The organism is Corticicoccus populi, assembly GCF_042686195.1.
Taxonomy (GTDB): Bacteria; Bacillota; Bacilli; order Staphylococcales; family Salinicoccaceae; genus Corticicoccus; species Corticicoccus populi.
This window is the reverse complement of record NZ_JBHUOQ010000001.1, coordinates 331,736-354,921: the sequence shown is the minus strand read 5'-3', so window position 1 is coordinate 354,921 and position 23,186 is coordinate 331,736. Positions and strand designations below refer to the sequence as shown.

Here is a 23,186-nt window from a genome sequence, read left to right as displayed (position 1 = left end):
TAAATAAAAGTCACAAATTATATGAATTCAGACATTGCACTCATCACTTGAGGCAGATTTTTTTTGTCGACTGATGAGAAAGGAATAAGCTGATCTGTTTCCTCAAGTTCAAGATCCTCTCTAATCACCTTTAAATGCTGGGGCATTTTATTTTTTGAAATTTTATCGGATTTTGTACACACTACAATGACCGGAATTTCAAAATGCTTCAAGTAATCGTACATCAGTATGTCGTCTTCAGACGGTTTGTGACGGATATCAATCAGCTGTACAACACATGATAATTCTTTACGGTCCGTTAAGTAGGCTTCAATCATCTTCCCCCACTTTTCCCGCTCTTTTTTTGACTGTTTGGCATAACCGTATCCAGGTACATCAACAAAAAGAAATTTCTCGTCCATATTGTAAAAGTTCAATGTTACAGTTTTCCCGGGCTTACTTGAAATCCTCGCGATATTTTTACGGCCGCTTACCGAGTTAATAAATGACGACTTGCCGACGTTTGAACGTCCGCTTAATGCGATTTCCTTTAATGGTGTATCCGGATACTGTGCATCGGATACTGCACTAATCATAAACTCAACTTTATTCGGATTAATTTTCATAACTTTTCACTCCACAAATAAAGGCTGTCTGACACGTCAGACAGCCTCTTGATTTAAACACTTACGCGCTTTTTTTATCTAATTCAATCGGGTTATCCTCTGCATCAAAAAGAAGCGGCTGGGCTTCTTCTTCAATTGTCTGACGCGTGATTTTAACCTTTTTAATATCTTCATTTGAAGGTACACTGAACATGATATCCACCATACGCTCTTCAATGATAGAACGGAGTCCCCTCGCACCTGTTTTACGGTCAATCGCAAGTTCACTGATTGCATTCAATGCATCGGGATCAAATTCAAGTTCTACATTATCGATTCCGAGCATTTTCTGATATTGTTTGACAAGCGCATTTTTCGGCTCTGTCAAAATAGAGTTCAATGCATCAACATCAAGCTCTTCCAAATGACTGATAATCGGTACACGACCGATAAATTCCGGAATCAGACCGTAACTTTGAAGGTCATCTGGGCGGACACGTGACAGTAATTCGTCTTTATCATCCGTTGCATTTCCACCGCCGAAACCAATCACTTTTTCACCGAGACGGCGTTTAACAATTTCATCCATACCGTCAAATGCACCACCGAGAATAAACAGGATATTCGTTGTATCAATCTGTATAGACTCCTGGTTCGGATGCTTGCGACCTCCCTGCGGCGGAACGCTTGCAGTTGTACCTTCTAAAATCTTCAGAAGTGCCTGCTGAACGCCTTCACCGGAAACATCACGTGTAATTGACGTATTTTCACTCTTACGGGCAACCTTGTCAATTTCATCCACATAAATAATTCCCTGCTCGGCACGTTCTACATCAAAGTCTGCCGCCTGAATCAAACGAAGCAGAATATTCTCCACATCATCACCAACATAGCCGGCTTCAGTCAGACTTGTTGCATCCGCAATTGCAAACGGAACATTAAGTGTTCTTGCAAGTGTCTGTGCAAGAAGCGTTTTACCGCTTCCTGTCGGTCCGATTAAGGCAATGTTACTTTTAGAAATTTCAACATCATCATCACTTGTATTCTGGTTAATACGTTTATAGTGGTTATACACTGCAACACTCAATGCACGTTTCGCTTTATCCTGACCGATAACATAGTCATTCAGTGCAGTTAAAATTTCCTGAGGCTTCGGAATTTCAGTAAACATTTCCGCAGGCTCACTTTTCAGTTCTTCTTCTATTATTTCATGGCATAATTCGATACATTCATTACAAATATATACGCCGCTGCCTGCGATTAACTTCTTCACCTGTTCTTGATCTTTACCACAGAATGAACAAGTTAAATTCGTGTCTTCTTCATTAAATTTGAACATATTAAACACCTCTTTTTTCATTCTCATAAAATATACTAGAAATCATCTGTAAAATCAAATATCTGAACCACCGGCCGGTTCTCTATATAAAAGCTCTGTAACATGAGTTACAGAGCTCTATTTATATTCTGATTAAAAGTTGATTAAGCTTGCTTGGAATTGTCTACTAAAACATCTAGTGCTTTTTGAACTTTAAGGTCGCCTTCAAGCATTGAAAGGTCGCCTAAAGTTGCTTTAATATCTTCTACACTGATTCCGAACTGCCCGCTCATTTTTTCAAGCTCAGCATCGATGTCCGCTTCAGTCACTTCGATATTTTCATCATCAGCAATTTGTCTTAAAGTCAGGTTTGTACGTACACGCTTCAGAGCATCTTCTTTCATCTGCTCACGAAGTGCATCCTCATCCTGACCAGATAACTGCTGATACATTTCAAGGTTGATTCCCTGCTGGGATAAACGCTGTTCGAATTCCTGAACCATTCTGTCAAGTTCAGTATTTACCATTGCTTCAGGTACGTCGATTTCAGCATTGTCGCTCGCTTGAGTAACGAGGTCTTCTTTCAGCTGAGCATCTGACTGCTGTTCTTTCGCTTCTTTTAAATCTTTATGAAGCTTTTCTTTTAAAGCATCTACTGTTTCAACATCCTGATCCAGTTCTTTAACAAGATCATCATCAAGTTCAGGTGTTTCTTTCACTTTAATAGAATTGATTTTCACTTTGAAAGTTGCAGGCTCTCCTGCAAGGTTTTCAGCATGATATTCTTCAGGGAAAGTTACTTCAACGTCTTTCTCGTCATCAACTTTAAGTCCGACTAACTGCTCTTCGAACCCTTCAATAAATGAACCGGATCCGATTTCAAGGTCATACCCTTCAGCTTTACCGCCGTCAAACTGTTCTCCGTCAACATATCCGTCAAAGTCAAGATTTACAGTATCGCCTTCTGCAACTGCTTCATCTTCGTCTTTAACAACCATTTCTGTATGTGCTTCAAGCAGATGTCCGATTTCATGGTCCACATCTTCATCAGTCACATCAGTTGATAATGCTTCTACTTCAAGACCTTTATAATCTCCAAGTTTTACTTCAGGTTCTACTGTTACTTTAGCAGTGAACACTAAGTCTTTACCTTTTTCCATTTCAACGATGTCAACTTCCGGCTGGTCAACAGGATTAAGATCCTCTTCCTGAACAGCTTTCGCATAGTTAGGTGATAATACGATATCGAGAGCATCCTGGTATAATGATTCTACACCAAAACGTTTTTCAAACATCTGGCGGGGGATTTTCCCTCTTCTAAAGCCAGGTACAGATACCTCTTTAGATACTTTTTTGAAGGCCTGGTCCAAAGCACTGTCAAATTCAGCTGCTTCTACAGTTACTGTTAATACGCCTTCGTTTCCTTCTTGTTTTTCCCACTTATGAGACATAGTTAAATTCCTCCGTTAATACATTTTTCAATAACTTTTTCAGTATAACATAGACAACGCACAAGTCCAATATTTGATACATTAATTGTGTTGATTCATCTCTTTTTCAATGCTGTAAATCCATTCCATAGCTTTTTCATCGGCTTCAACATCAATATCCAGATTAATCAGACTGTACAAATATGCGAGGTATGCATCTGCTAAATACGCTGCATCCACCGGACTTTCCTTAGGATAACTGTATATCGCATGGCCCATCACAAGCATTTTTACTTCCTCGACCATTTCCGGTGCAGTCTTTTCGAGCTTTCCGGTCACTTTTGGAAGTACGACTTTAATTAAATCCATCTCTTCAAGCACCGGCAGTTTTTCTATTACCACAGATTCAACAGTGTTAAACTTCCTGTAGTCAATTCCGCCTGTAAACCCGGCATCTTTTAAATATAAGAGCATAAAGGTAGTCACTTCAGGGCTGTGGTCACGATTTAGGGCTTCAACCACTTTTTCAGCATACCGTGTATCATTCTGCTCTGATATATACGCGAGGAACTGAAGCGTTTCCTCCTTTGACATTTCATCAAACTGGACATCTTCAACCTCTTCTGACCCATATTGTTCCGTATGTTTTAAAACAGCATTTTCAAGCCCCAGTTTTGCCTTATGCCGTTCATTGGCTATATCGATTCTAAAGCCCTGTGAAATATTTTCTTCCATTAACTGATCTGCAAAACTGATGACGTCATAGTAACGTTCCAGCTTGTTTAATGCACCGAGCAGCTCAATCATATGAAGCTGATAATCACCACGCCCGTCATTCATCATACCGAGTGCATAATCAATAATTGTCTGATAATCCTGCACATCATCCAATGATTCATAGTACATTTCTTCTATGCGGATATCCGGATCTGTAATTTTCAAAAAGGACGTATACCTTTTTATAAAATCAGCCGAAGCACCCTCCTTAAACATCTGCACCAGGTCTTTTTCAGCCTTCTTTATAAAACGGTAATGTGAACTGATTTTATCGTTCATACGCATCACGAATAATCAGTTCACTCCAGGATTCATAAGGACTCATACTGCTCAAGTCCTGATTATTCTCCCAGGATAAAGACAATGTATCAGCCTCCATATTTTTCACACTGTCCTTTTGAACATTGACTTTCAGAACTAGACCGATATGAACTTTCCCAACTTCATTGTCATCATCATTAATCAGCCCGAGTATTTCAATCTGATCGAGATCCGATCCGGAAAGATCAACCTCTTCAGAAAGCTCTCGTTCAGCATTAATGAACAGTTTTTCTTTAATATCTTCCGCTTCAGAAACATCATTCATATGCCCGCCGACACCAATTGACAGAAGTCCGTGAAGTCTCTCTTCACCGCCTCCGCCTAAGCGTTTATATACCAGTGTTTCCGCATCATCCTGAGAGCGGATAATTACATAGCTGATCAATTGTTTATATGAAGGATCTTCCTCCATATCTCCGCGCCGCTTCACTTCGAAACCGCCGAAAGTTCCAACTATTTCGTCATAACGTGCATCATCTTTACCAATAAAACCATTAAAAGCATTCGTTTCATTATTAAAAAGCTGCGTTCTTGGCACAACTAATATTTGTTCATCAAATTTATTCATTTGTACTCTCCTCAAAATGTCATCATACATAATTCTATAAAAGACCGTACACATTGTAAATTAAAACTGTTTAACTTTTTAAATTCATTTTGGCAGATAAAGAGGACCGCGCAAATGCCGGTCCCCGTTCAATCTACTTCCTGCTTTTTCTAATTTCCTTTTCTACTTTCCGCAGAGCCTTCTTTGATCCCCGTTCCAAATCACGGGCTGTTTTTCGCGTTTCATAATCTGTAAACAACTGATCTAAATCATAGCCTTCCGGATATAATTCATAACGTGACATTTCGAGCTGAACCTTCTTTTGATTGAGTTTTAAAAACGCATCACGATAAAACACGGTGACATTATTAAACTGATCCTGCCCTTCGTATATGAGCCCGGTATCACCCTGATCCAGAAGTAAGACACGATCCCCTTTCATGAAGCGTCGGACTGATTCAGTTTTAACTGTTTTTTTCGGCTGACGGATTTTATTCTCATCCAAACGCTCAAGATTATATGCTTCACCATCCATATACCTTTTTGCCTGATTCAATATATTTTTATCTATATTCATTTTATCTGCGATAAAGAGTGCGTTACTCTCACCCGATTCACCAATCATCAGACGGTATAATGGTTCAAGTGTTTCCGCATTAAAGCGCATTGCCGCATTCATAAAGTCGGGGTGCTGTTCAGAATACCGTTTAATTTCATCATAATGTGTTGTCGCAACGGTGATAGTCCCTTTCTTATACAATGCTTCAAGTATTGAGACAGCAAGTGCTGCCCCTTCTCCCGGCTCTGTACCGCTTCCGATTTCATCACTCAGTACCAGCGTGTTGTTACCTGACCCCCTGATAAACTCAGACATAATTTTCATATGTGATGAAAATGTACTCAATGCATTTTCCATACTTTGATTGTCTCCGATATCCGCAAATATAGAGTCAAATACCGCCACCTCGGTCCCTTTTTCTGCAGAAATGTGAAAGCCGGACATGACTGCCAGCGTATTAAGACCGACCGTTTTTAGAACAATCGTCTTACCTCCTGCATTCGGACCGGTAATAATTAAGCCCCGGTAGTCTCTGCCAATTTCAAAATCAAGCGGCACGACACTGCCTGAGAGAAGCGGGTGTTTACATTGAATCAACTTTACTTTACCGTAATCATTTACTTCAGGAGAGATGCCTTCGATATGCCGGCTGAACTTTCCTTTTGCGAATAACATATCGTACTGACTGATTAATTCCATATTGATTCTTATATCATAAATATGAGCCATAATCGTACCTGAAAGTGTGGACAGCACCTGATACGCTTCAATTTCCTCTTCGGTCTTCAAAACAGTCAATTCCTGTGCAGGCTTTGACACTGTGGAAGGCTCAATAAATACAGTAGACCCTGTTGATGATACTTCAATCACCCTGCCTGAAACCTGATTTTTATACGATGCTTTTATTGGAATAGTGTAACAGTCGTCTCTTTTGCTGATTAGAAATTCCTGTATATATGTTTTGTTCGCGCTGTTATTTAAAAACTTATTTAACCGTTCAGTAATTTTACTTTCAACAGTATCTATTCCTTTTCGAATCCGCTTCAGCTCTCTGCTCGCAGCAGAATCCACCCTGCCGCCTTTAATCGACAGGTTAATGTCCTCCTCAATGGACATAAATTCGGTCATGGACCCTGCATATCCAGACAGAACCGGTGCGATAAATTCTCTTTTTTCCATAAATTTTTTAATTTTACGGCACCCTCTTAAAAAATCAGAAACACTGACTAATTCATCAGGTGTAAGAATCATTCCTTTTTCAAGCTTATCAATGACACTTTCAATATTTGTGATGCCGAAAAACGGGATATTCCCGTCGGCATCAATAATTTTTCTTGCCTCTGTCGTTTCATTCTGTCGATTAACGACCACTTTCAACTGACTGCTCGGTTCAAGTTTGTCAATCAGCTGTCTGCCGAGCCCGCTGACACAATAAGATTTTACAATTTTCTTTAATTCATCATACTGTAATTTTTCATAAGTATTGCTGTTCATTATTATTACTCCTCATTTATGATTTCATTTTCATGAATGAAGATACCTCCGAATGAGAGATTTTGATGAACACATCACACACCGGTTGATAAAAATAAAAGAAGCCGTGGATATCCACAGCTTCTCATCTGACACATTATATTCAAGACAATACAGTCTGTATATAATCATTTAATGAACTGAAGGTATCTTCATAGGTGAACAGACACACTTAATAAGCTGCATCCGTTTACTAAAAACGACACAGCAACTGTAACTGTCTGTTCAATTAATTTGTCCTATTTAAATACCGAATACACTCACAAAAGCACCTCATTAAAGATTGATGTGTCTAATTTAATTCATTAAAATCTATCACAATCATCATACAATGCTTTTCTTAATATGTAAATATCCAATGTATTTAAAGAAGGATTCTCCGATACCCCACATTTGTCAAATTGTTTGTGACAAACCTGCATCCTAATTGTATTGTGAACAGTACTTCCCTGATTTATGATTAAATTACAAAATAATATACAGGGGTGAGAACTATGGCAGAAGAAACAGCAAAAAAAGGCGGACTTCAACGTAAAGTCCAGAGTTTCGGTACATTTTTAAGCAGTATGATTATGCCGAACATCGCAGCATTTATCGCATGGGGTATTATCACAGCATTTTTCATACCGGACGGTTTTACACCAAATGAAGGACTCGCATCAATGGTTGACCCGATGATTGGATTCCTATTACCGCTTCTTATCGCGTATTCAGGGGGTAACCTGGTACACGGTGTCCGAGGTGGTGTCGTTGGTGCAACCGCAACAATGGGGATTATTGCAGCAGCAGATTCACCAATGCTTCTCGGCGCAATGATTATGGGTCCTCTCGGCGGTTATGCTATTAAGAAACTGGATGACTTTTTAGTACCGAAGATCAAACAGGGTCTTGAGATGTTAGTCAATAACTTCTCAGCAGGTATTTTAGCATTCCTCCTGGCACTTCTCGGCTACTACGGTCTTGGACCGGTTGTGCTTGGATTAACTCAGTTACTCGGACAAGGTGTAGACGCAATCATCTCAATCGGTGCACTGCCGCTTGTCAGCGTATTTATCGAACCGGCAAAAGTGTTATTCTTAAATAATGCGATTAACCACGGTGTCCTGACACCACTCGCAGCAGACCAGTCTTTAGAAATCGGACGTTCTATTTTATATACACTTGAATCCAACCCTGGTCCCGGCCTTGGTGTACTGCTTGCCTACTCTTTCTTTGGCAGAGGTACAGCACGTGCCACTGCACCGGGTGCAGCTTTCATCCAGTTTGTCGGAGGTATTCACGAGATTTACTTCCCGTACATTCTGATGAAACCACAACTTTTACTTGCTGTAATTCTCGGTGGTGCATCAGGGATCTTCACATACAGCCTTCTCGGCTTCGGATTGATTGCACCTGCTTCACCGGGTAGTATTTTAGCTTATGGTGCAATGACACCGGGCGGAGAATACCTGCAGATGATTACCGGTGTACTTGTAGCAACGATTGTTTCATTCGTAATTGCTGCACTGATTCTAAGATTCTCTAAACAAAAAGAAGAAGATTTAGCAGCAGCAACTGCACAGATGGAAGAAAGAAAAGGTAAAAAATCTTCAGTGGCTGGTGCGTTGACTAAAGAGGACGCTGTACAGGAAACTGCTGTCGATGAAACAGTATCCAAAGATTTCGATTACGCTTCAGTAGAAAAAATCGTATTCGCATGTGATGCCGGTATGGGATCCAGTGCGATGGGTGCAGGTATGCTGAAAAACAAATTCAAAAAAGCAGACATTAATATCGATGTTACAAACTCTGCCATCAACCAGTTAAAAGGGGATGAAGACATCATCATTACCCAGAAAACATTGACAGAACGTGCAGAGAAAAAAGTTCCGACAGCATATCATATTTCTGTTGATAACTTCTTAAACAGTCCAAAATATGATGAATTACTTGAAGAACTTAAGAAACACCAATAGAATAATATTAAATTAAATAACAAGGGGGTGCCTTTATGATTAGTTCCAGAGAAAAGAAAATTATCAGCGAACTTATATATCATAACGGCACCTTTCTGCTTATTAAGGAAATCGCTTCAAAACTCGGCGTATCATCAAGGACGGTCCACAGGGAACTTAAAAATGTGAAACAAACGCTGGAGTCTTTAAATATCCATCTTGAAAGTGAGTACAGAAAAGGGATTAGAATTGATATCAATTCACTCGAACGGGACACACTCACAAAATATATCGCATCCAATGCAGATAAAGATTTAAGTGAAGAAGAGAAAAAGGTGGCACTCGTTTATCATTTAATGATTAATCCAAGCGGTATTAAAAAAAGCGCACTGGCAGTAGAACTCGGAATCAGTGAGCATATGCTGGATGACTTGATTAATAAACTGAACACCTCACTCTCACCTTTTGATCTGTCCATCGTCAAAGAGAGAAACGTCGGTGTCCAGCTGATCGGAAACACTTTAAATAAACAGGATTTCCTGACGAATATGATGATTGGCGAATTGAATTCCAACAGTATCTATTCTGTCATTGAAAATAATTTCGTATTCAGTTCACTGATTAACAATAAACTGCTCGGTATTCTTGAAATTGATAATATATTTAAAGTAGAGCGCCTGTTGATGGATGAACTCGATGTCCTGCCCTACCAGTTGACGGAAAATGCCTATTTAAACTTAACACTCCACATTGTTCTGGCAATTGACCGGACGTTAAATACACAAGTCGTTGAGATTAAATCGAGTATTAAGGATGAACTTAAAGATACACAGGAATTTGAAGTCTCAAAAGGATTAACCAGCAAAATAGAAGAAGAATTCAGTATTTCACTTCCGGATGAGGAAGTCTATTTTATCACGATGCACCTGCGGGGAAGCAGGAGAAAATCTCAGAATCAGTTCAGCATGGAAGATGTTGAAAAACACACTGTGGAATTCATTCAAAAAGTAAGCATCGATTTTCACTATCCCTTTCACTCGTATCCTGAACTAAAAGAAGGATTAATTCTTCATATTGAGCCGACACTGCATCGTCTGGAGTCGGGAATCATTACCACCAATCCCCTCCTCGATATTATTAAAGAACAGTATCCGGAATTGTTTCAGGCGAGCGGAGATGCTTTTAAGGAAGTATTCGGCTTTCATTCACTGGATGAAGCTGAAATCGGATTTTTGACCATCCACTTCGGTGGTATTTTAAAGGCTAATCCTTTAATTGAGGTCACTACCGTCTGCTCTTCCGGAATCGGCACAAGCAGAATTCTCTCAAGCCAGCTTCAGTCTAAATTTCAAAATATATCTATCAAACAAGAACTGTCTATTTCAGAACTTGGTGATGCAGATATCTCAGAGGGTGAGCTCATATTGAGCACTGTGCCGCTCGACCTTGAAAATTATATACTGGTGAATCCGCTTCTTGACGACCATGACATTAAAAAGATTTCCGACTTCATATCGACTGTTCAGACTGAACTAAGTTTCAAACCGCCTAAAGGAGGGGTAGAGTCTTCAGTAGATGTTGATGTCGATAAGGTTCTGCAGGCTTCAGAATTATTTCATTTTAAAAAAATGATTAACGTAGATACTGAAGCTGTTCATGCGCTGGATAATCTGGAAGATATTCTGCTTCAGTATGCAGATTTTAATGATATTTCATCTATCATGAATACGTTAAAGGACAGGTATCAAAAAACAGGATTTATCATCGGAGAAAACGGGTTTTCATTCCCCCACCTGAAATCAGAAGTCATCACGAGACATCAGTTGTTTATCATCTACAATGAAGACGGCATAATGGATAAGAACTATCATAATGATATTAAAGAAGTGAATTATCAAGTCCTTATTCTTGCGCCGAATGATACCCTGATTGATGGATTGATTAGTGAAATCAGTGTCCTTCTCGGTGAGAATCATCAGGATATCAGTAAAGTACTCGGTGATTATACGATTGATACCACAATTAAAAATTATATTAAATACAGTTACAGAAAGGACAAATGATTATGATTAAAAAAGAAAATATTAAGTTGAACGAAAAAGCATCTACAAAAGAGGAAGCTGTAAAGCTGGCGGGTCAGATTTTAGTTGATCAAGGTGCTGTAGAACCGGCGTATGTTGATTCAATGCTTGATCGTGAAAAAGTCGTATCCACTTTCATGGGTAACGGTCTTGCGATTCCACACGGCACTGATGAAGGAAAAACTTCAGTCATCTCAAGCGGCCTCTCACTTGTGCAGCTGCCGGACGGTGTTGATTTTGACGGAAATGAAGCTAAAATTGTTCTCGGTATTGCCGGAAAAGGTGATGAACATTTAGAACTGCTTCAAAAAATCGCAATTATCTTCTCTGAAGAAGAGAATGCCGAAAAAGTCATTAATGCATCCTCAGCTGATGAAATTATTGAGCTGTTTGAAAGTGAGGACGTATAATATGAAAGCCCTCCATTTTGGTGCAGGCAATATCGGCCGTGGATTTATAGGTAAAGTCCTGAGCGACAATGGATATTCAGTTACATTTGCCGATGTAAATAAGGAAATTATTGATGCGTTAAACCGTGACACATCCTATACTGTGAACATTGCCGCCGAAAATGGTGACAGCTATACAGTTGAAAATGTCAGCGGTATTAACACTGCCGAACAGCCGGATAAGTTAAAAGAAGCCGTATTGGAAGCGGATATTATCACTACTGCAGTCGGTGTCAATATCCTGCCGATTATCGCAAAATCTATTATTCCTCACCTTAAAGAACGTTCAGAGGACCACAGACCTTTAAACATTATTGCATGTGAGAATGCGGTAATGGCAACAAATGTTCTAAAGGAAGCTGTTTTAAATGAAATACCGGATCTTGATGAGAACATTGTCGGCTTTCCAAATTCAGCAGTCGACCGTATTGTTCCGATTCAAACCAACGAAAACATCCTTGATGTGAAAGTTGAGCCGTTCTTTGAATGGGTAATCGAAGAAAACGCATGGCTCGGCAGTAATAAACTGGACGGTGTAACGTATGTTTCCGAGTTGATGCCTTACATTGAGCGAAAACTTTTCACTGTTAACACAGGACATGTGGCCATTGCTTATTTCGGCCGCACATTAAATATTGAAACAGTATCCGAAGCAATGCAGAATGAGGAAGTTACAAACTTCCTGAACAAAGTGTTGAATGAAACGGCGTTATATTTAACAAATAAGTATGACTTCTCCGAAGAAGAGCAGCGTGCATATATTGAAAAAATCATTGAGCGCTTTAAAAACACACATCTTTCGGATGATTTAAATCGTGTCGGGCGCGGTGTGTTAAGAAAACTCGGTCCGAATGACCGTATAATTAAACCGCTTCTTTACCTTCACAGAGAAGGATTGGAGCATCATGCATTATCCAAACTTGTCGGCTATGCTCTAAAATTCGATAATACAGAGGACCCAGAGCAGGCAGAAATGAACAAACAGATCGAAGATAAAGGACTGGATGCATTTCTATCCGAACACAGCGGACTGCCTTCAGATTTAATCGCAGATATTAAACAGTAATCAATATAAAAAATCCGGCGGAATATCCGCTGGATTTTTTATTTCACAGTCACTTACAAATTCGGTATACCCATTTCAATATGTGAAGCCTTCACATACTCTAACCAGTCCGGCTGTCCCCTGCCCTCTAAAATGACTACGGAGTATTTCAGATATACTTTCCTTTTTCTACTACCTCATTTACACAAACTATTAACTTTATGCAAACCCCTACATATCAATATGGTATATTTTAAGTATACAAATAAAAAGAAAGGTTTGGAAAAATGAAGAAAATAATAGGATTATTGGTTATAGGGCTTGTTTTTAGTACAAGCGGTTTTAATACATACGCTGCAGAAGCGAATGATTCCACTGTAGATATTACTATTCTGGGAACATCAGATGTACATGGTTTTTTAATGCCGTGGGATTATGAAATTGATGAAGAAATAGAGGACGGAAGTTTGAGTCAGCTTTCTACAGCAATAAAAGATTATCGAGAAACGCGGGATAATGTTATTTTAGTTGATGCCGGGGATTTGATACAAGGGAATAATATTGATATGTTTTCTGAGGAAAACGATCATCCGGGTGTGAGGATGTTGAATGAACTAGAATATGACACCTGGGTATTAGGGAATCATGAATTTGATTTTGGCGCTGAAGTATTAAAGAATGTTGTTTCACAATTTAATAATCCTGTATTAGCAGGTAACCTCGAAATGAAGGATGGCGAACAAATCACAGAAGGCTACCAAATCATTGAAAAAGAGGGAGTCAAAGTTGCTTTGATTGGAATGACAACGCCAACGACAATGTTGTTTAACAAGGACAGTGATTTAGGTGATCATTTAGATATACACGATCCTGTTGAAGAAACTAAAAAAGTGATGGCTGAGTTAGAGGGAAAAGCTGATGTTTTTGTAGGCGTTATGCACATGGGTTTAGAAAATGAGAATAACATCCCAAACACAGGGGTTGAAGATTTAGTCAATGCAGTTCCTGAACTGGATGCTGTGATAGCAGGACATATGCATGAAAATATCAGTCAGGAAGTAATCAATGATGTGGTTATCACTGAACCTGACGCCTATGCGAACTATCTTTCTGTTATCGATATTAGTGTAGATAAATCAAACGGAGAAGTGGCGGTTGAATCAGAAACAGTTGAAGCTTCTGAATTTGAAAGAGACACTGAATTTGAAAACTTGTTGTCTGAGGAACACCAACGTGCTCGGGATGATGCTAATACAGTATTAGGAACAGTTGAAGGCGTTCCGATGACTCATGATGATGAATTACCGGATGTCCCTTATGATTTTATGTATTCTACTCCTATCAATCGTTTTTATAATGAAGTTCAATTATATTACAGCGGGGCAGATGTGACTGCAACATTAACAGAAATGAATCATGAACTGGATGATGATGTTATCCATAAAAAGGACATCAATTATAACTATACTTTTGTTCTTGGAGAAACCTCCGTCTTTGAAATGACCGGGGAAGAATTAAGAACTTATATGGAATGGTCTGCAGATTATTTTAATACACTTCAACCTGGAGATATCACTGTAAGTTTTAACCCTGAAAGACGCGCATCAAAGTACAGTACATATGATACCTTTGGCGGGTTGAATTATACGATTGATTTAACTAAAGAGTATGGAGAACGCATTCAGGATGTGGTCTTTGAAGAGACAGGAGAACCACTGGAAGATGATGTTGTTGTAAAAGTCGGGATGAATCAATATCGTTTGGATCAGTTATTAAGTGAAGGCGGAATTTTTGAAGACAAGTCTTTTGAACCAATTTGGGTTTCAACCATTGAACGAGGTGAAGCAGAAGGAACAATAAGATCTATGGCGATAGATTATATTGTTAATGTTCAAAATGGAGTAATTACATCTGAAGACAGACCTTATTGGGAAATCAAAGGGATAGATAATAATTCAGAGGAATATCAGGCAGTAAAATATTTAGCAAACAATGACATAATTGAATTAAATTCTTCAGAAGATGGTGAGTCGACCAATATTGAATCGGAAAACGGCCTTGAAAATATAGATAGTTCCGAAGCCAAGGAAATAGAAGATAAAGCAAAGATAAATGATATCTATGATGAAGGTATGACTAGAGGCGAATTTTATGTTGCTGTCTATAATGAAATAGGAGAAACCGCTGAAGATGATGAAGCTGGGGAACTTTCTGGTAATAAGGTTAAAATCCAAAGAGGTGATACTTTATCCTCTCTTGCTAATATTTATGGCACCACAGTTGAAGAATTAGCTCAGGCAAATAATATAGAAAATGCAGATATGATTTATGCTGAGCAGACACTGCTTTTACCTTAGCAGGCTCTTTATTAAATGGTTTGAGTAAAAAAGATATATATTATAAAGAATCCGGCGGAATATTCCGTCGGATTCTTTATTTCGCAGTGAATGATTATAATGTTTTCTTAAAGTGAATAATCCTGCCTGCCTCTGTAAACCCAAGTTTCAAATGCATTTTTGCACTATCATCATTGTCAATTTCACAGTCACTTGCAAATTCTGTGCATCCATTTCGGGCTGCGAAGCCTTCACAGGCTCTAATCAGTTCCCCTGCTATACCCTGCTTTCTAAACGGCTCACTTACATATATGCCCTCCAAATAACCCACCGGACTGGAATCTGTACCTTCAACATAGTCATTTCTAAGCTGACAGTGTGCAAAGCCTACCACATTTTCATCTGCATATTTCAAATATACAACTGCCTCAGAGTCACTAAGCAGATCATTCATCTCTTCGATAAACAATTCAATCGTCCCTTCCGGCCAAAGTTTCAATGCAAGTTCCGCGGCAGTACTGACATCAGACAGCTTCATTTCACTAATCATACACCCACCTCAATCGTTTACCGGATATTTCACCCTGTTCTTTTCGAGCTTCTGTAATATCGCTTCTTCAACATCGATATCGAGATCATCTGCAAACATTAATCCATAAATAAAAACGTCTGCCAGTTCATCTTTAATGTTTTCTCTATATTTCTCATTACCTTCCTCAGCAGATATCCATTGATAATTCTCCAGAAGCTCAGACGCTTCTAAAGACAAAGAAAGTGCCAGATCCTTTGAATTATGATATTGTCTCCAATTTCTTTCATCTCTGAACTGATTAATTGCCGTAATTAGTTCATTCATAACTGCTCATCTCCAAAATAATTATCGTTTAAAACTTTTCGTAATTTTTTATCGCTGGCGTATATATAAAGCCCTTTGACGCCGCGTTTCATCAATACATTAATTGAGTTCAAAATAATCTGCTCTTTACCCTTTCCTGTATGATACTCTGCCTTTAATGTTCTTGATTCACGAAAAGCTTCTTTATCCTGATATTTTTCAGTAAGAATTTTAAGCTGCTTCTTATCCTCATCATATGATACAGAGGGACCGAGTATTACACCGACATAATTTAAATCAAATCCCTGGATAGTATAAATTGAACCGACCTCCTTGATTGTGTCAGGATGTTCCGCCCAAGTTTCTTTATACGTTGTTCGATTCCATAGACCCTTAAATCCAGGTTCTTCAACATAATATGATCCGCCGTCCTTTTTATGCTCATAATCAAAAGTTGCCACGACTCGTGAAAGTTGATGTTCCTTATCCTTTTTTGCAATTTCCTCAAACATTGCACCGGCATGGTTAAATATCTTCAGTTCATAATCACCCTCAGTAACCGGCACAGGACAAACTTTCTTATCAACAAATTGATCAATCCATTCGATGACTGGCTGCTCTGCCTGAATTCTGAACTGATCGGTCAGCTGATATCTTTCGACATGATGACTACTACCCGCTTCTTCCAAAAGATTCTGTGACCAGAAGCTTTTCAATTTTAAAAATTGCTTTTCATCAAATACAACAATCGTCACCTTACTTAGATTAATAATATCCTGCAGCTGATTTTCACCGTTATAAGCATTAAACTTGTCCGGTCTCGAAAGTAAGAGGTGCGCCTCATCAACAAGAGTGATATCCGATTTAATTTTCCCTTTTTCAACAGCATTGATAAACGGTGTTGGTTTCATAAAATTTTTCTTCTTTAAATTCGGAAGACTTTTAGAGATTGATTCGTATGTTTTAATCATTTCCTGATGATTTACAAGAAGATGATTCTCAGTACCCTTGAACTCTGAGTCCTCTTCTTTTGACAGATCCTGTATTGCATTAAACGTTGAACTGAGAACCACACTTTTTCCCGTTCCCGCTTCTCCATGTATAAAAAATACTGCCTTATTCTCCCCGTTGATGTTGGTTTTACAAAACTCAATAATCCGCCCTTTCAGCTCCACCTGCGACTCTGATAATTCTTTGTAAGGTGAAAGCTTAAAAATATCCTTATTCTGCAGATGTTCAAGTGTATTATCTACCAGCTCATCATTTTTCAGCTTTTCCCATATATCATTGAATATATTATGATGGTATTCACTTTTATTATAGTAATTATGTGTAACCGACTGGGTAATCTGACTCTTGTTTAATAATTGGTATTTCTGATCCGCGATAAAATAATTAATCAAATTTGTTTCAATATTATATGTCGCCGACTGATGAAATTTCTCATGTGATATTAAAAGAACTTCTTTCAGACGTTTTTTAAGATCATCTCTCAAATGTGTATTTAACCGGTTTCTGATTTGGAAAGATTCACCTATATATGCTGTACGTTTGCCTTGATGATGCAAAATATATATTAATGGAAAATTATTATATGATTTATACTTTAAATTAAGTATCTCATCACGATTAAAATGAATCTTATCAATACTTACTTCACTCATACGCCCCTCCATATGTCATATATTGTATTGCACTATAATAACATTAAAAACAATAGTCTGTAACATATAATACTGCCACAGACTATTGTTTACTCACATGTACTGATTCAGATTCGGATACCCTGTAATTTCCCATCCGCCGTCGACTACAAGGCTTGTGCCGTTAATATAACTTGCCTTGTCAGAAGCAAGATATAAAGCAGGTTCTGCTATTTCTACAGGTTGTGCCGCCCTTTGCTCGGGGATTCTCTCCATAAACGCCTCGTGCAGTGCTTCATTTTCAAAAAATTGAGCAGTGAGCGGTGTTTCTACAAGACCGGGAAGAATGACATTTACACGTATTTTATACTCGGCAAATTCCAATGCTGCATTTTTTGTCAGCATTTCCACCCCTGCCTTTGCTGATGCATATGCCGCACCGTAAAACATAGGCACGTGGGCATTCAATGAGGATATATTCAGAATCGAACCCCCGTGGTCTTTCATAGCGGCTGCCTGATATTTCATCGCAAGAAAGATACCGTCCAATACAATCTCCACTGTTTTCTTCCAGTCTTTATAATCCTGTTCCATAATCAATCCCGGCTTACTAAGCCCCGCAACATTAAATCCCATATCAAGACGGCCGAATTCTTTAACAGCCGTATCAACAAGCTGCTTCATGTCTTTTTCCACAGTAACATCCGCATTCACTGTAATCACATCTTTACCAAATTTTTCTGTCAGCGCTTTCATTTTATCGTTGTTTAAATCCCCTACAGCTACTTTAGCCCCGCTCTTAATCAACTGCTCTGTTATAGCATAACCGATCCCTGAAGCCCCGCCGGTTACTACCGCAACTTTATCGACAAAGTTAAACATAGTATTCCCTCCCCTATTTTATTCGAACACTTTAATATACGTTAAATATACCTTTACCAGAAGATTCAGGCAAATAAAGTGAAACAGAAAGTCAATGTAACTGAATTGTCAAAACTATTTGATAATACTTGTATACTTTGTGAATAATTTCACTTATAATTAAGGTAACAGCTTATTGATTAACAATTATTGAGAAAGGAGAATATTAAATGTCTGAACATCATTGGTTCGACATCGACTTAGATCAAGTAACGTCCGAACTCAATACGGATATGAATAATGGTCTAAGTAAAGAACAAGTCCAAAAATTACAGGAAAAATGGGTCAAAAATGAGCTCCCGGAAGCAAAGAAAGATCCTAAATGGTTAAAATTTTTAAAGCAATTTAATGATGTCCTGATTTATGTTCTGATTGCAGCCGCTGTACTGACTGTTGTTCTCGGACACTATGCTGATACGGTTGTTATTCTAATCGTAGTATTAATCAATGCTTCCATCGGCTACTTTCAGGAAAATAAAGCCGAAAAAGCATTAGAAGGCATCAAGAACATGCTGTCACTTGAATCAACAGTCATTCGCGGCGGAGACCGGATGGAAGTTCCATCAAGTGAACTCGTTCCGGGTGATATTGTGCTGTTGTCTGCCGGTGACAAGATACCGGCAGATTTAAGAATGATGGAGTCAAGTGCATTGAGTATTGAAGAATCTCCATTAACCGGCGAATCAACATCAGTCGAAAAAAACACTGCACGTCTTCCTCGGGACACAGTACTCGGGGACCGGTTCAATATGGCATTTTCCGGTACAGCTGTTGTTTCGGGATCAGGACAGGGAATTGTCGTTACTACCGGGAGACACACCGAAATCGGGAAAATCAACCAATCGATATCAGAAGTTGAAGAAACTGAAACACCTCTCCTCAGACAGACCAATCAATTCGGAAAAATGCTGTCTGTTGTCATTGTCGCGGTTGCACTACTCTTATTTATAAATGCCGCTTTATTTTATGACTATCCGGCTGGTGAACTGTTGTTATATGCAATCAGTTTAATTGTTTCCGCCATACCGGAAGGACTCCCTGCAATCCTTTCTATTATTCTTTCCCTCGGTATGCAGGTCATGGCAAGAAACAATGCCATTATGAAAAATCTGCCGTCTGTTGAAACTCTGGGTGCCGTAACAGTGATTGCCTCGGATAAGACAGGGACATTAACAAAAAATGAAATGACGGTCCAATCAATTGAACTTAAAGACCGGCATATTGAAGTGACGGGAACAGGATATGCGCCTGAGGGACAGATTCTTCAGAACCAAAAAGAAATTGATATATCGAGTGACGAAGAACTGTCTTTATTCCTAAGTGCCGCACTTTCAATCAATGACTCAGTACTTCACAACAATAATGGTGACGGCTGGCAGATCAGCGGAGAACCCACCGAAGGATGCCTCGTCACCTTAGCATCAAAAGCCAATATCGAAATTGACAGACTGCCTGTGATTTCCAAAATTCCATTTGATTCAAGTTATAAATATATGGCGGGGCTGGTTGAAAGAAACAATCAAAACATGATTCTCGTCAAAGGTGCACCGGACCGTCTGATGGATATGGCGGGGCTTGAAGAAAACAGTCGGGAAAGGCAGCTCTGGGAAGATAAAATGCTTGCCCGCTCTAACAAAGGTGAGCGTGTCATTGGTGTTGCATATAAAAATGTTGATGATACTGTGGATGAAATTGACCACGAAGATGTATCAGAAGGGCTGACTGTCATCGGTCTCGCAGGCATACTCGATCCTCCGAGAGAAGAAGCTGTTGAAGCCATTAAAGTATCAAAACAGGCTGGTATACAAATTAAAATGATTACCGGAGACCATAAAGCCACTGCTCTCGCGATCGCAAAACAGATGAATATTACAGATAATGATAATGTTCTTGAAGGACGCGAACTCGATCAAATGAGTGATGACGCGCTGAGAGAAGCTGTCAGAACAACAGATGTCTTTGCACGGACCAGTCCAGAAAATAAACTGCAGCTTGTTACAGCCATGCAGGAAAATGATGAAATTGTCGCAATGACCGGGGACGGTGTGAATGATGCACCCGCCTTAAAACGTGCTGATATCGGCGTTGCCATGGGTATAAAAGGAACAGAAGTTGCCAAGGAAGCCTCAAAAATGGTGCTTGTCGATGATAATTTTAAAACAATTATCAATGCAGTCGAAGAAGGACGCCGGATTTACGATAATTTGAAAAAGACAATTCTTTTCATACTGCCGACAAATGGTGCAGAAGCATTTCTGATTGTCACCGCCTTATTGTTCGGATTAAATGTACCTCTTACACCGATACAAGTGCTCTATATTAATATGGTTACTGCAGTCACTGTATCATTTGCACTGGCATTCGAGAAGCTGGAAGCAGGATCTATGCAGAAGCCGCCAAGACAACCGAATGCAAAACTGCTCAGTCCATATTATATTTTTAGAATACTGCTCGTGTCATTTCTTGTCGGCGGTGCCATTATGGCAATGAATACAACCCTTCTCGGAAATCCGGCAGAATATACACAGACTCAGGTAACCACTATCACACTGCATTCAATTGTTATCATGCAGGCGTTCCACCTCTTCAACGTAAGAAACGAACTGAATTTTGCATTTGATAAAAATTTCTTTTCAAACAAAATTGCCTTCTTACTTGCAGGTGCACTGGTACTCCTTCAAATCATAGTCACCTATGTGCCATTCTTCAGAGAAGTATTTGATTTATATCCAATTGAGATACAGTACTGGATTTATCCGTTCATTATTGGTATCGGTACATTCATCCTGATTGAGATTGAAAAACTGATTACCAGAACCATTATTAATAAAAGAAAACAGAAGAACTAGATATTAAATATACCGTATCAATCATGAGGTGCACCCCTAAAGACTGATACGGTATATTTGTTATTCTTATTTTTATTTGATATTATAGTGAGTAAGTACTCACTATAATTATTGGGTAAGGAGTGATTAGATTTGATTCACATAGACAGTCTTTCGAAAAGCTACGGTAAAAGCCTGATACTTGAAAACATATCTGTTGATATTCCAAATAATAAAATTACCGGACTCATCGGTCCTTCCGGAACAGGTAAAACTACATTGATTAAGTGTTTAATGGGCATGGAAAAATATGATTCAGGAAAGATTGAAATTCAGAATCAAACGGTCCCAGATCGAAAGATTTTAAACAGTATCGGCTATATGGCACAGAGCGATTCTCTTTACAATGATTTAACCGGTTTTGAAAATATCAATTTCTTCTCCAATATGTACAGCACTAAAATCAGCAGGGAATCCATACAAAATACTTTAAAACTGGTGCAGCTTGATGATGACCGGGATAAATTAGTCAGTCATTATTCCGGCGGCATGAAACGCAGACTGTCTCTGGCGATCGCACTCATTAATCAGCCTGAATACCTCATACTGGATGAACCTACTGTTGGTATTGACCCTGTTTTGAAACTGTCCATCTGGGAGCAGCTTCATACACTATCAAAAACACGGACACTTTTAATTACAACACATATTATGGACGAGGCAATGAAATGTGACCATCTGCTTCTCATGAAAAATAAAAAAATTGCTGTCAGCGGGACACCGTCGGAAATTCTTGAAGCATATCATGCTGAAGACATTGATCATGTCTTTCTTAAACTGGAGGCGGAAGAAAATGAGAATGTTCGTCCTGATTAGACGTATCTTTAAACAGGTTATCCGGGATAAGCGGACGATGGCGTTATTACTTATCGCACCTGTACTGATTATCACGCTGCTCAATTATATTTTTCCCGATCCGGATGATAGTGTCACAATCGCAGTGGTGAATGTAGACAACAATATAGTCGAGGTCTTAAAAGAAAATGATGTAATCATTAAGGAAGAAAACAGTATTGATACCGCCGACTATTTAAAAGCAGGGAATGCCAATGCGGTTCTTGAGGAGAAGGAAGAAGAATTTACGCTGACCATTCTGAATGACAATCCGATGGAGGAAGGCTCTGCCATCCAGGAAAGTTCCCAGGCAGTCACAGAAACAAAGCTCAATCAATTTTCAGATGATATTGACGGTTTACTATCCAATGTAAATGAGATGACTGAAAATATTAACCGTGTATTGGAAACACTGCCGGAGGCATACCGTGAAGATATTAATATAAATACTGAAATGAATATACCTGACACCTTTGATACAGAAGAGTTTTCGGCAGATCAAAACCCGGTCTCTGTCAACTATATTTACGGAGATGAAAACCACACTTTTTTTGAAATACTCAATCCGGTACTCATCAGCTTTTTTGTATTCTTTTTCGTTTTTCTTATTGCGGGGATGTCCATGCTCAAAGAACGAAGCAGCGGCACCCTTGAGAAATTATTATCCACGCCGATTAAACGGTCGGAAATTGTACTCGGTTACCTCTTTGGCTACGGTATTTTTGCAGTAATACAAACAGCAGTGATTATTTCTTATTCCGTGTACATTCTTGACATGGAAATCGCAGGATCTATCATTAGTATGTTTATCATTAATATTTTTCTCAGCTTTGTTGCACTCGGGCTTTTATTGTCCACATTTGTAAACAGTGAATTTCAGATGATGCAGTTTATTCCATTGGTGATTGTACCGCAGATATTCTTCTCCGGTATGCTTAAAGTGGAATCTATGGAAAACTGGCTGCAGTGGTTTGCACCGTTTATGCCGCTCTATTATGCAGGGAACGCCATGATTGATGTCGTTCTTAAAGGATATACACTCAGTGATATTCTTATCCCGTTATCGTTTCTTGCAGGATTCATTATTCTTTTCACACTCTTGAATATTATAGGCATGAAGCGGTACAGAAAAGTTTAAAAAATGATGCGGT

At 39.0% G+C, this 23,186-nt stretch carries 18 protein-coding genes; 8 read left to right on the top strand and 10 right to left on the bottom strand.

The window, feature by feature from the left end; all coding sequences use genetic code 11:
• Positions 1–17: 17 nt before the first annotated feature.
• From yihA to ACFSX4_RS01880, 6 genes are all read right to left on the bottom strand, one after another.
• Positions 18–605, bottom strand: coding sequence for a ribosome biogenesis GTP-binding protein YihA/YsxC (yihA, locus tag ACFSX4_RS01905; protein ID WP_377770994.1), 588 nt, complete (start codon positions 603–605; stop codon positions 18–20).
• Positions 606–666: 61 nt separating this feature from the next.
• A complete protein-coding gene (gene clpX, locus ACFSX4_RS01900) occupies positions 667–1,923 on the bottom strand; it encodes an ATP-dependent Clp protease ATP-binding subunit ClpX (protein ID WP_377770992.1) in 1,257 nt (418 codons plus the stop codon).
• 143 nt (positions 1,924–2,066) lie between these two features.
• The gene (gene tig, locus ACFSX4_RS01895; protein WP_377770990.1) at positions 2,067–3,353 is read right to left on the bottom strand and encodes a trigger factor; all 1,287 of its coding nucleotides are present in this window, start codon (positions 3,351–3,353) and stop codon (positions 2,067–2,069) included.
• Positions 3,354–3,434: 81 nt separating this feature from the next.
• On the bottom strand, positions 3,435–4,388 hold the full coding sequence (locus ACFSX4_RS01890) for a hypothetical protein (protein ID WP_377770988.1): 954 nt from the start codon (positions 4,386–4,388) through the stop codon (positions 3,435–3,437).
• Positions 4,378–4,998, bottom strand: coding sequence for a DNA mismatch repair protein MutT (locus tag ACFSX4_RS01885; RefSeq protein ID WP_377770986.1), 621 nt, complete (start codon positions 4,996–4,998; stop codon positions 4,378–4,380). The genes ACFSX4_RS01890 and ACFSX4_RS01885 overlap by 11 nt, the downstream gene beginning before the upstream one ends.
• Before the next feature lie 133 nt (positions 4,999–5,131).
• The gene (locus ACFSX4_RS01880; protein ID WP_377770984.1) at positions 5,132–7,030 is read right to left on the bottom strand and encodes an endonuclease MutS2; all 1,899 of its coding nucleotides are present in this window, start codon (positions 7,028–7,030) and stop codon (positions 5,132–5,134) included.
• A 533-nt stretch (positions 7,031–7,563) separates the two neighbouring features.
• On the opposite strand from ACFSX4_RS01880, the gene ACFSX4_RS01875 reads away from it, so the two are divergent.
• From ACFSX4_RS01875 to ACFSX4_RS01855, 5 genes are all read left to right on the top strand, one after another.
• Entirely contained in the window at positions 7,564–9,024 is a 1,461-nt protein-coding gene (locus tag ACFSX4_RS01875; protein ID WP_377770983.1) for a PTS mannitol transporter subunit IICB, read from the top strand.
• 35 nt (positions 9,025–9,059) lie between these two features.
• Positions 9,060–11,066: a BglG family transcription antiterminator gene (locus tag ACFSX4_RS01870; protein ID WP_377770981.1), complete on the top strand. Its 2,007-nt coding sequence runs from the start codon at positions 9,060–9,062 to the stop codon at positions 11,064–11,066.
• Between the two features lie 2 nt (positions 11,067–11,068).
• Positions 11,069–11,494, top strand: coding sequence for a PTS sugar transporter subunit IIA (locus tag ACFSX4_RS01865; protein ID WP_377770979.1), 426 nt, complete (start codon positions 11,069–11,071; stop codon positions 11,492–11,494).
• A gap of 1 nt (position 11,495) precedes the next feature.
• A complete protein-coding gene (locus ACFSX4_RS01860; protein WP_377770977.1) occupies positions 11,496–12,599 on the top strand; it encodes a mannitol-1-phosphate 5-dehydrogenase in 1,104 nt (367 codons plus the stop codon).
• A gap of 266 nt (positions 12,600–12,865) precedes the next feature.
• Positions 12,866–14,935 carry a 5'-nucleotidase C-terminal domain-containing protein gene (locus ACFSX4_RS01855; protein ID WP_377770975.1) on the top strand — a complete coding sequence of 690 codons (2,070 nt, stop codon included), beginning with the start codon at positions 12,866–12,868 and terminating at the stop codon, positions 14,933–14,935.
• 94 nt (positions 14,936–15,029) lie between these two features.
• Here the strand turns inward: ACFSX4_RS01855 and aac(6') are convergent, their stop codons facing one another.
• The 4 genes from aac(6') to ACFSX4_RS01835 all read right to left on the bottom strand — a co-directional run bounded on the left by aac(6') (position 15,030) and on the right by ACFSX4_RS01835 (position 18,274).
• The gene (gene aac(6'), locus ACFSX4_RS01850; RefSeq protein ID WP_377770973.1) at positions 15,030–15,464 is read right to left on the bottom strand and encodes an aminoglycoside 6'-N-acetyltransferase; all 435 of its coding nucleotides are present in this window, start codon (positions 15,462–15,464) and stop codon (positions 15,030–15,032) included.
• A gap of 9 nt (positions 15,465–15,473) precedes the next feature.
• Entirely contained in the window at positions 15,474–15,770 is a 297-nt protein-coding gene (locus tag ACFSX4_RS01845; RefSeq protein WP_377770971.1) for a nucleotide pyrophosphohydrolase, read from the bottom strand.
• Positions 15,767–17,413, bottom strand: coding sequence for a DUF2075 domain-containing protein (locus ACFSX4_RS01840; protein WP_377770969.1), 1,647 nt, complete (start codon positions 17,411–17,413; stop codon positions 15,767–15,769). The genes ACFSX4_RS01845 and ACFSX4_RS01840 overlap by 4 nt, the downstream gene beginning before the upstream one ends.
• Positions 17,414–17,506: 93 nt before the next feature.
• A complete protein-coding gene (locus ACFSX4_RS01835) occupies positions 17,507–18,274 on the bottom strand; it encodes an SDR family NAD(P)-dependent oxidoreductase (RefSeq protein ID WP_377770967.1) in 768 nt (255 codons plus the stop codon).
• Between the two features lie 209 nt (positions 18,275–18,483).
• On the opposite strand from ACFSX4_RS01835, the gene ACFSX4_RS01830 reads away from it, so the two are divergent.
• From ACFSX4_RS01830 to ACFSX4_RS01820, 3 genes are all read left to right on the top strand, one after another.
• Entirely contained in the window at positions 18,484–21,162 is a 2,679-nt protein-coding gene (locus tag ACFSX4_RS01830; protein WP_377770965.1) for a cation-transporting P-type ATPase, read from the top strand.
• A gap of 132 nt (positions 21,163–21,294) precedes the next feature.
• Entirely contained in the window at positions 21,295–22,017 is a 723-nt protein-coding gene (locus tag ACFSX4_RS01825) for an ABC transporter ATP-binding protein (RefSeq protein WP_377770963.1), read from the top strand.
• Positions 21,995–23,173, top strand: a complete 1,179-nt coding sequence (locus ACFSX4_RS01820; protein ID WP_377770961.1) for an ABC transporter permease — start codon at positions 21,995–21,997, stop codon at positions 23,171–23,173. The genes ACFSX4_RS01825 and ACFSX4_RS01820 overlap by 23 nt, the downstream gene beginning before the upstream one ends.
• Positions 23,174–23,186: the final 13 nt, after the last annotated feature.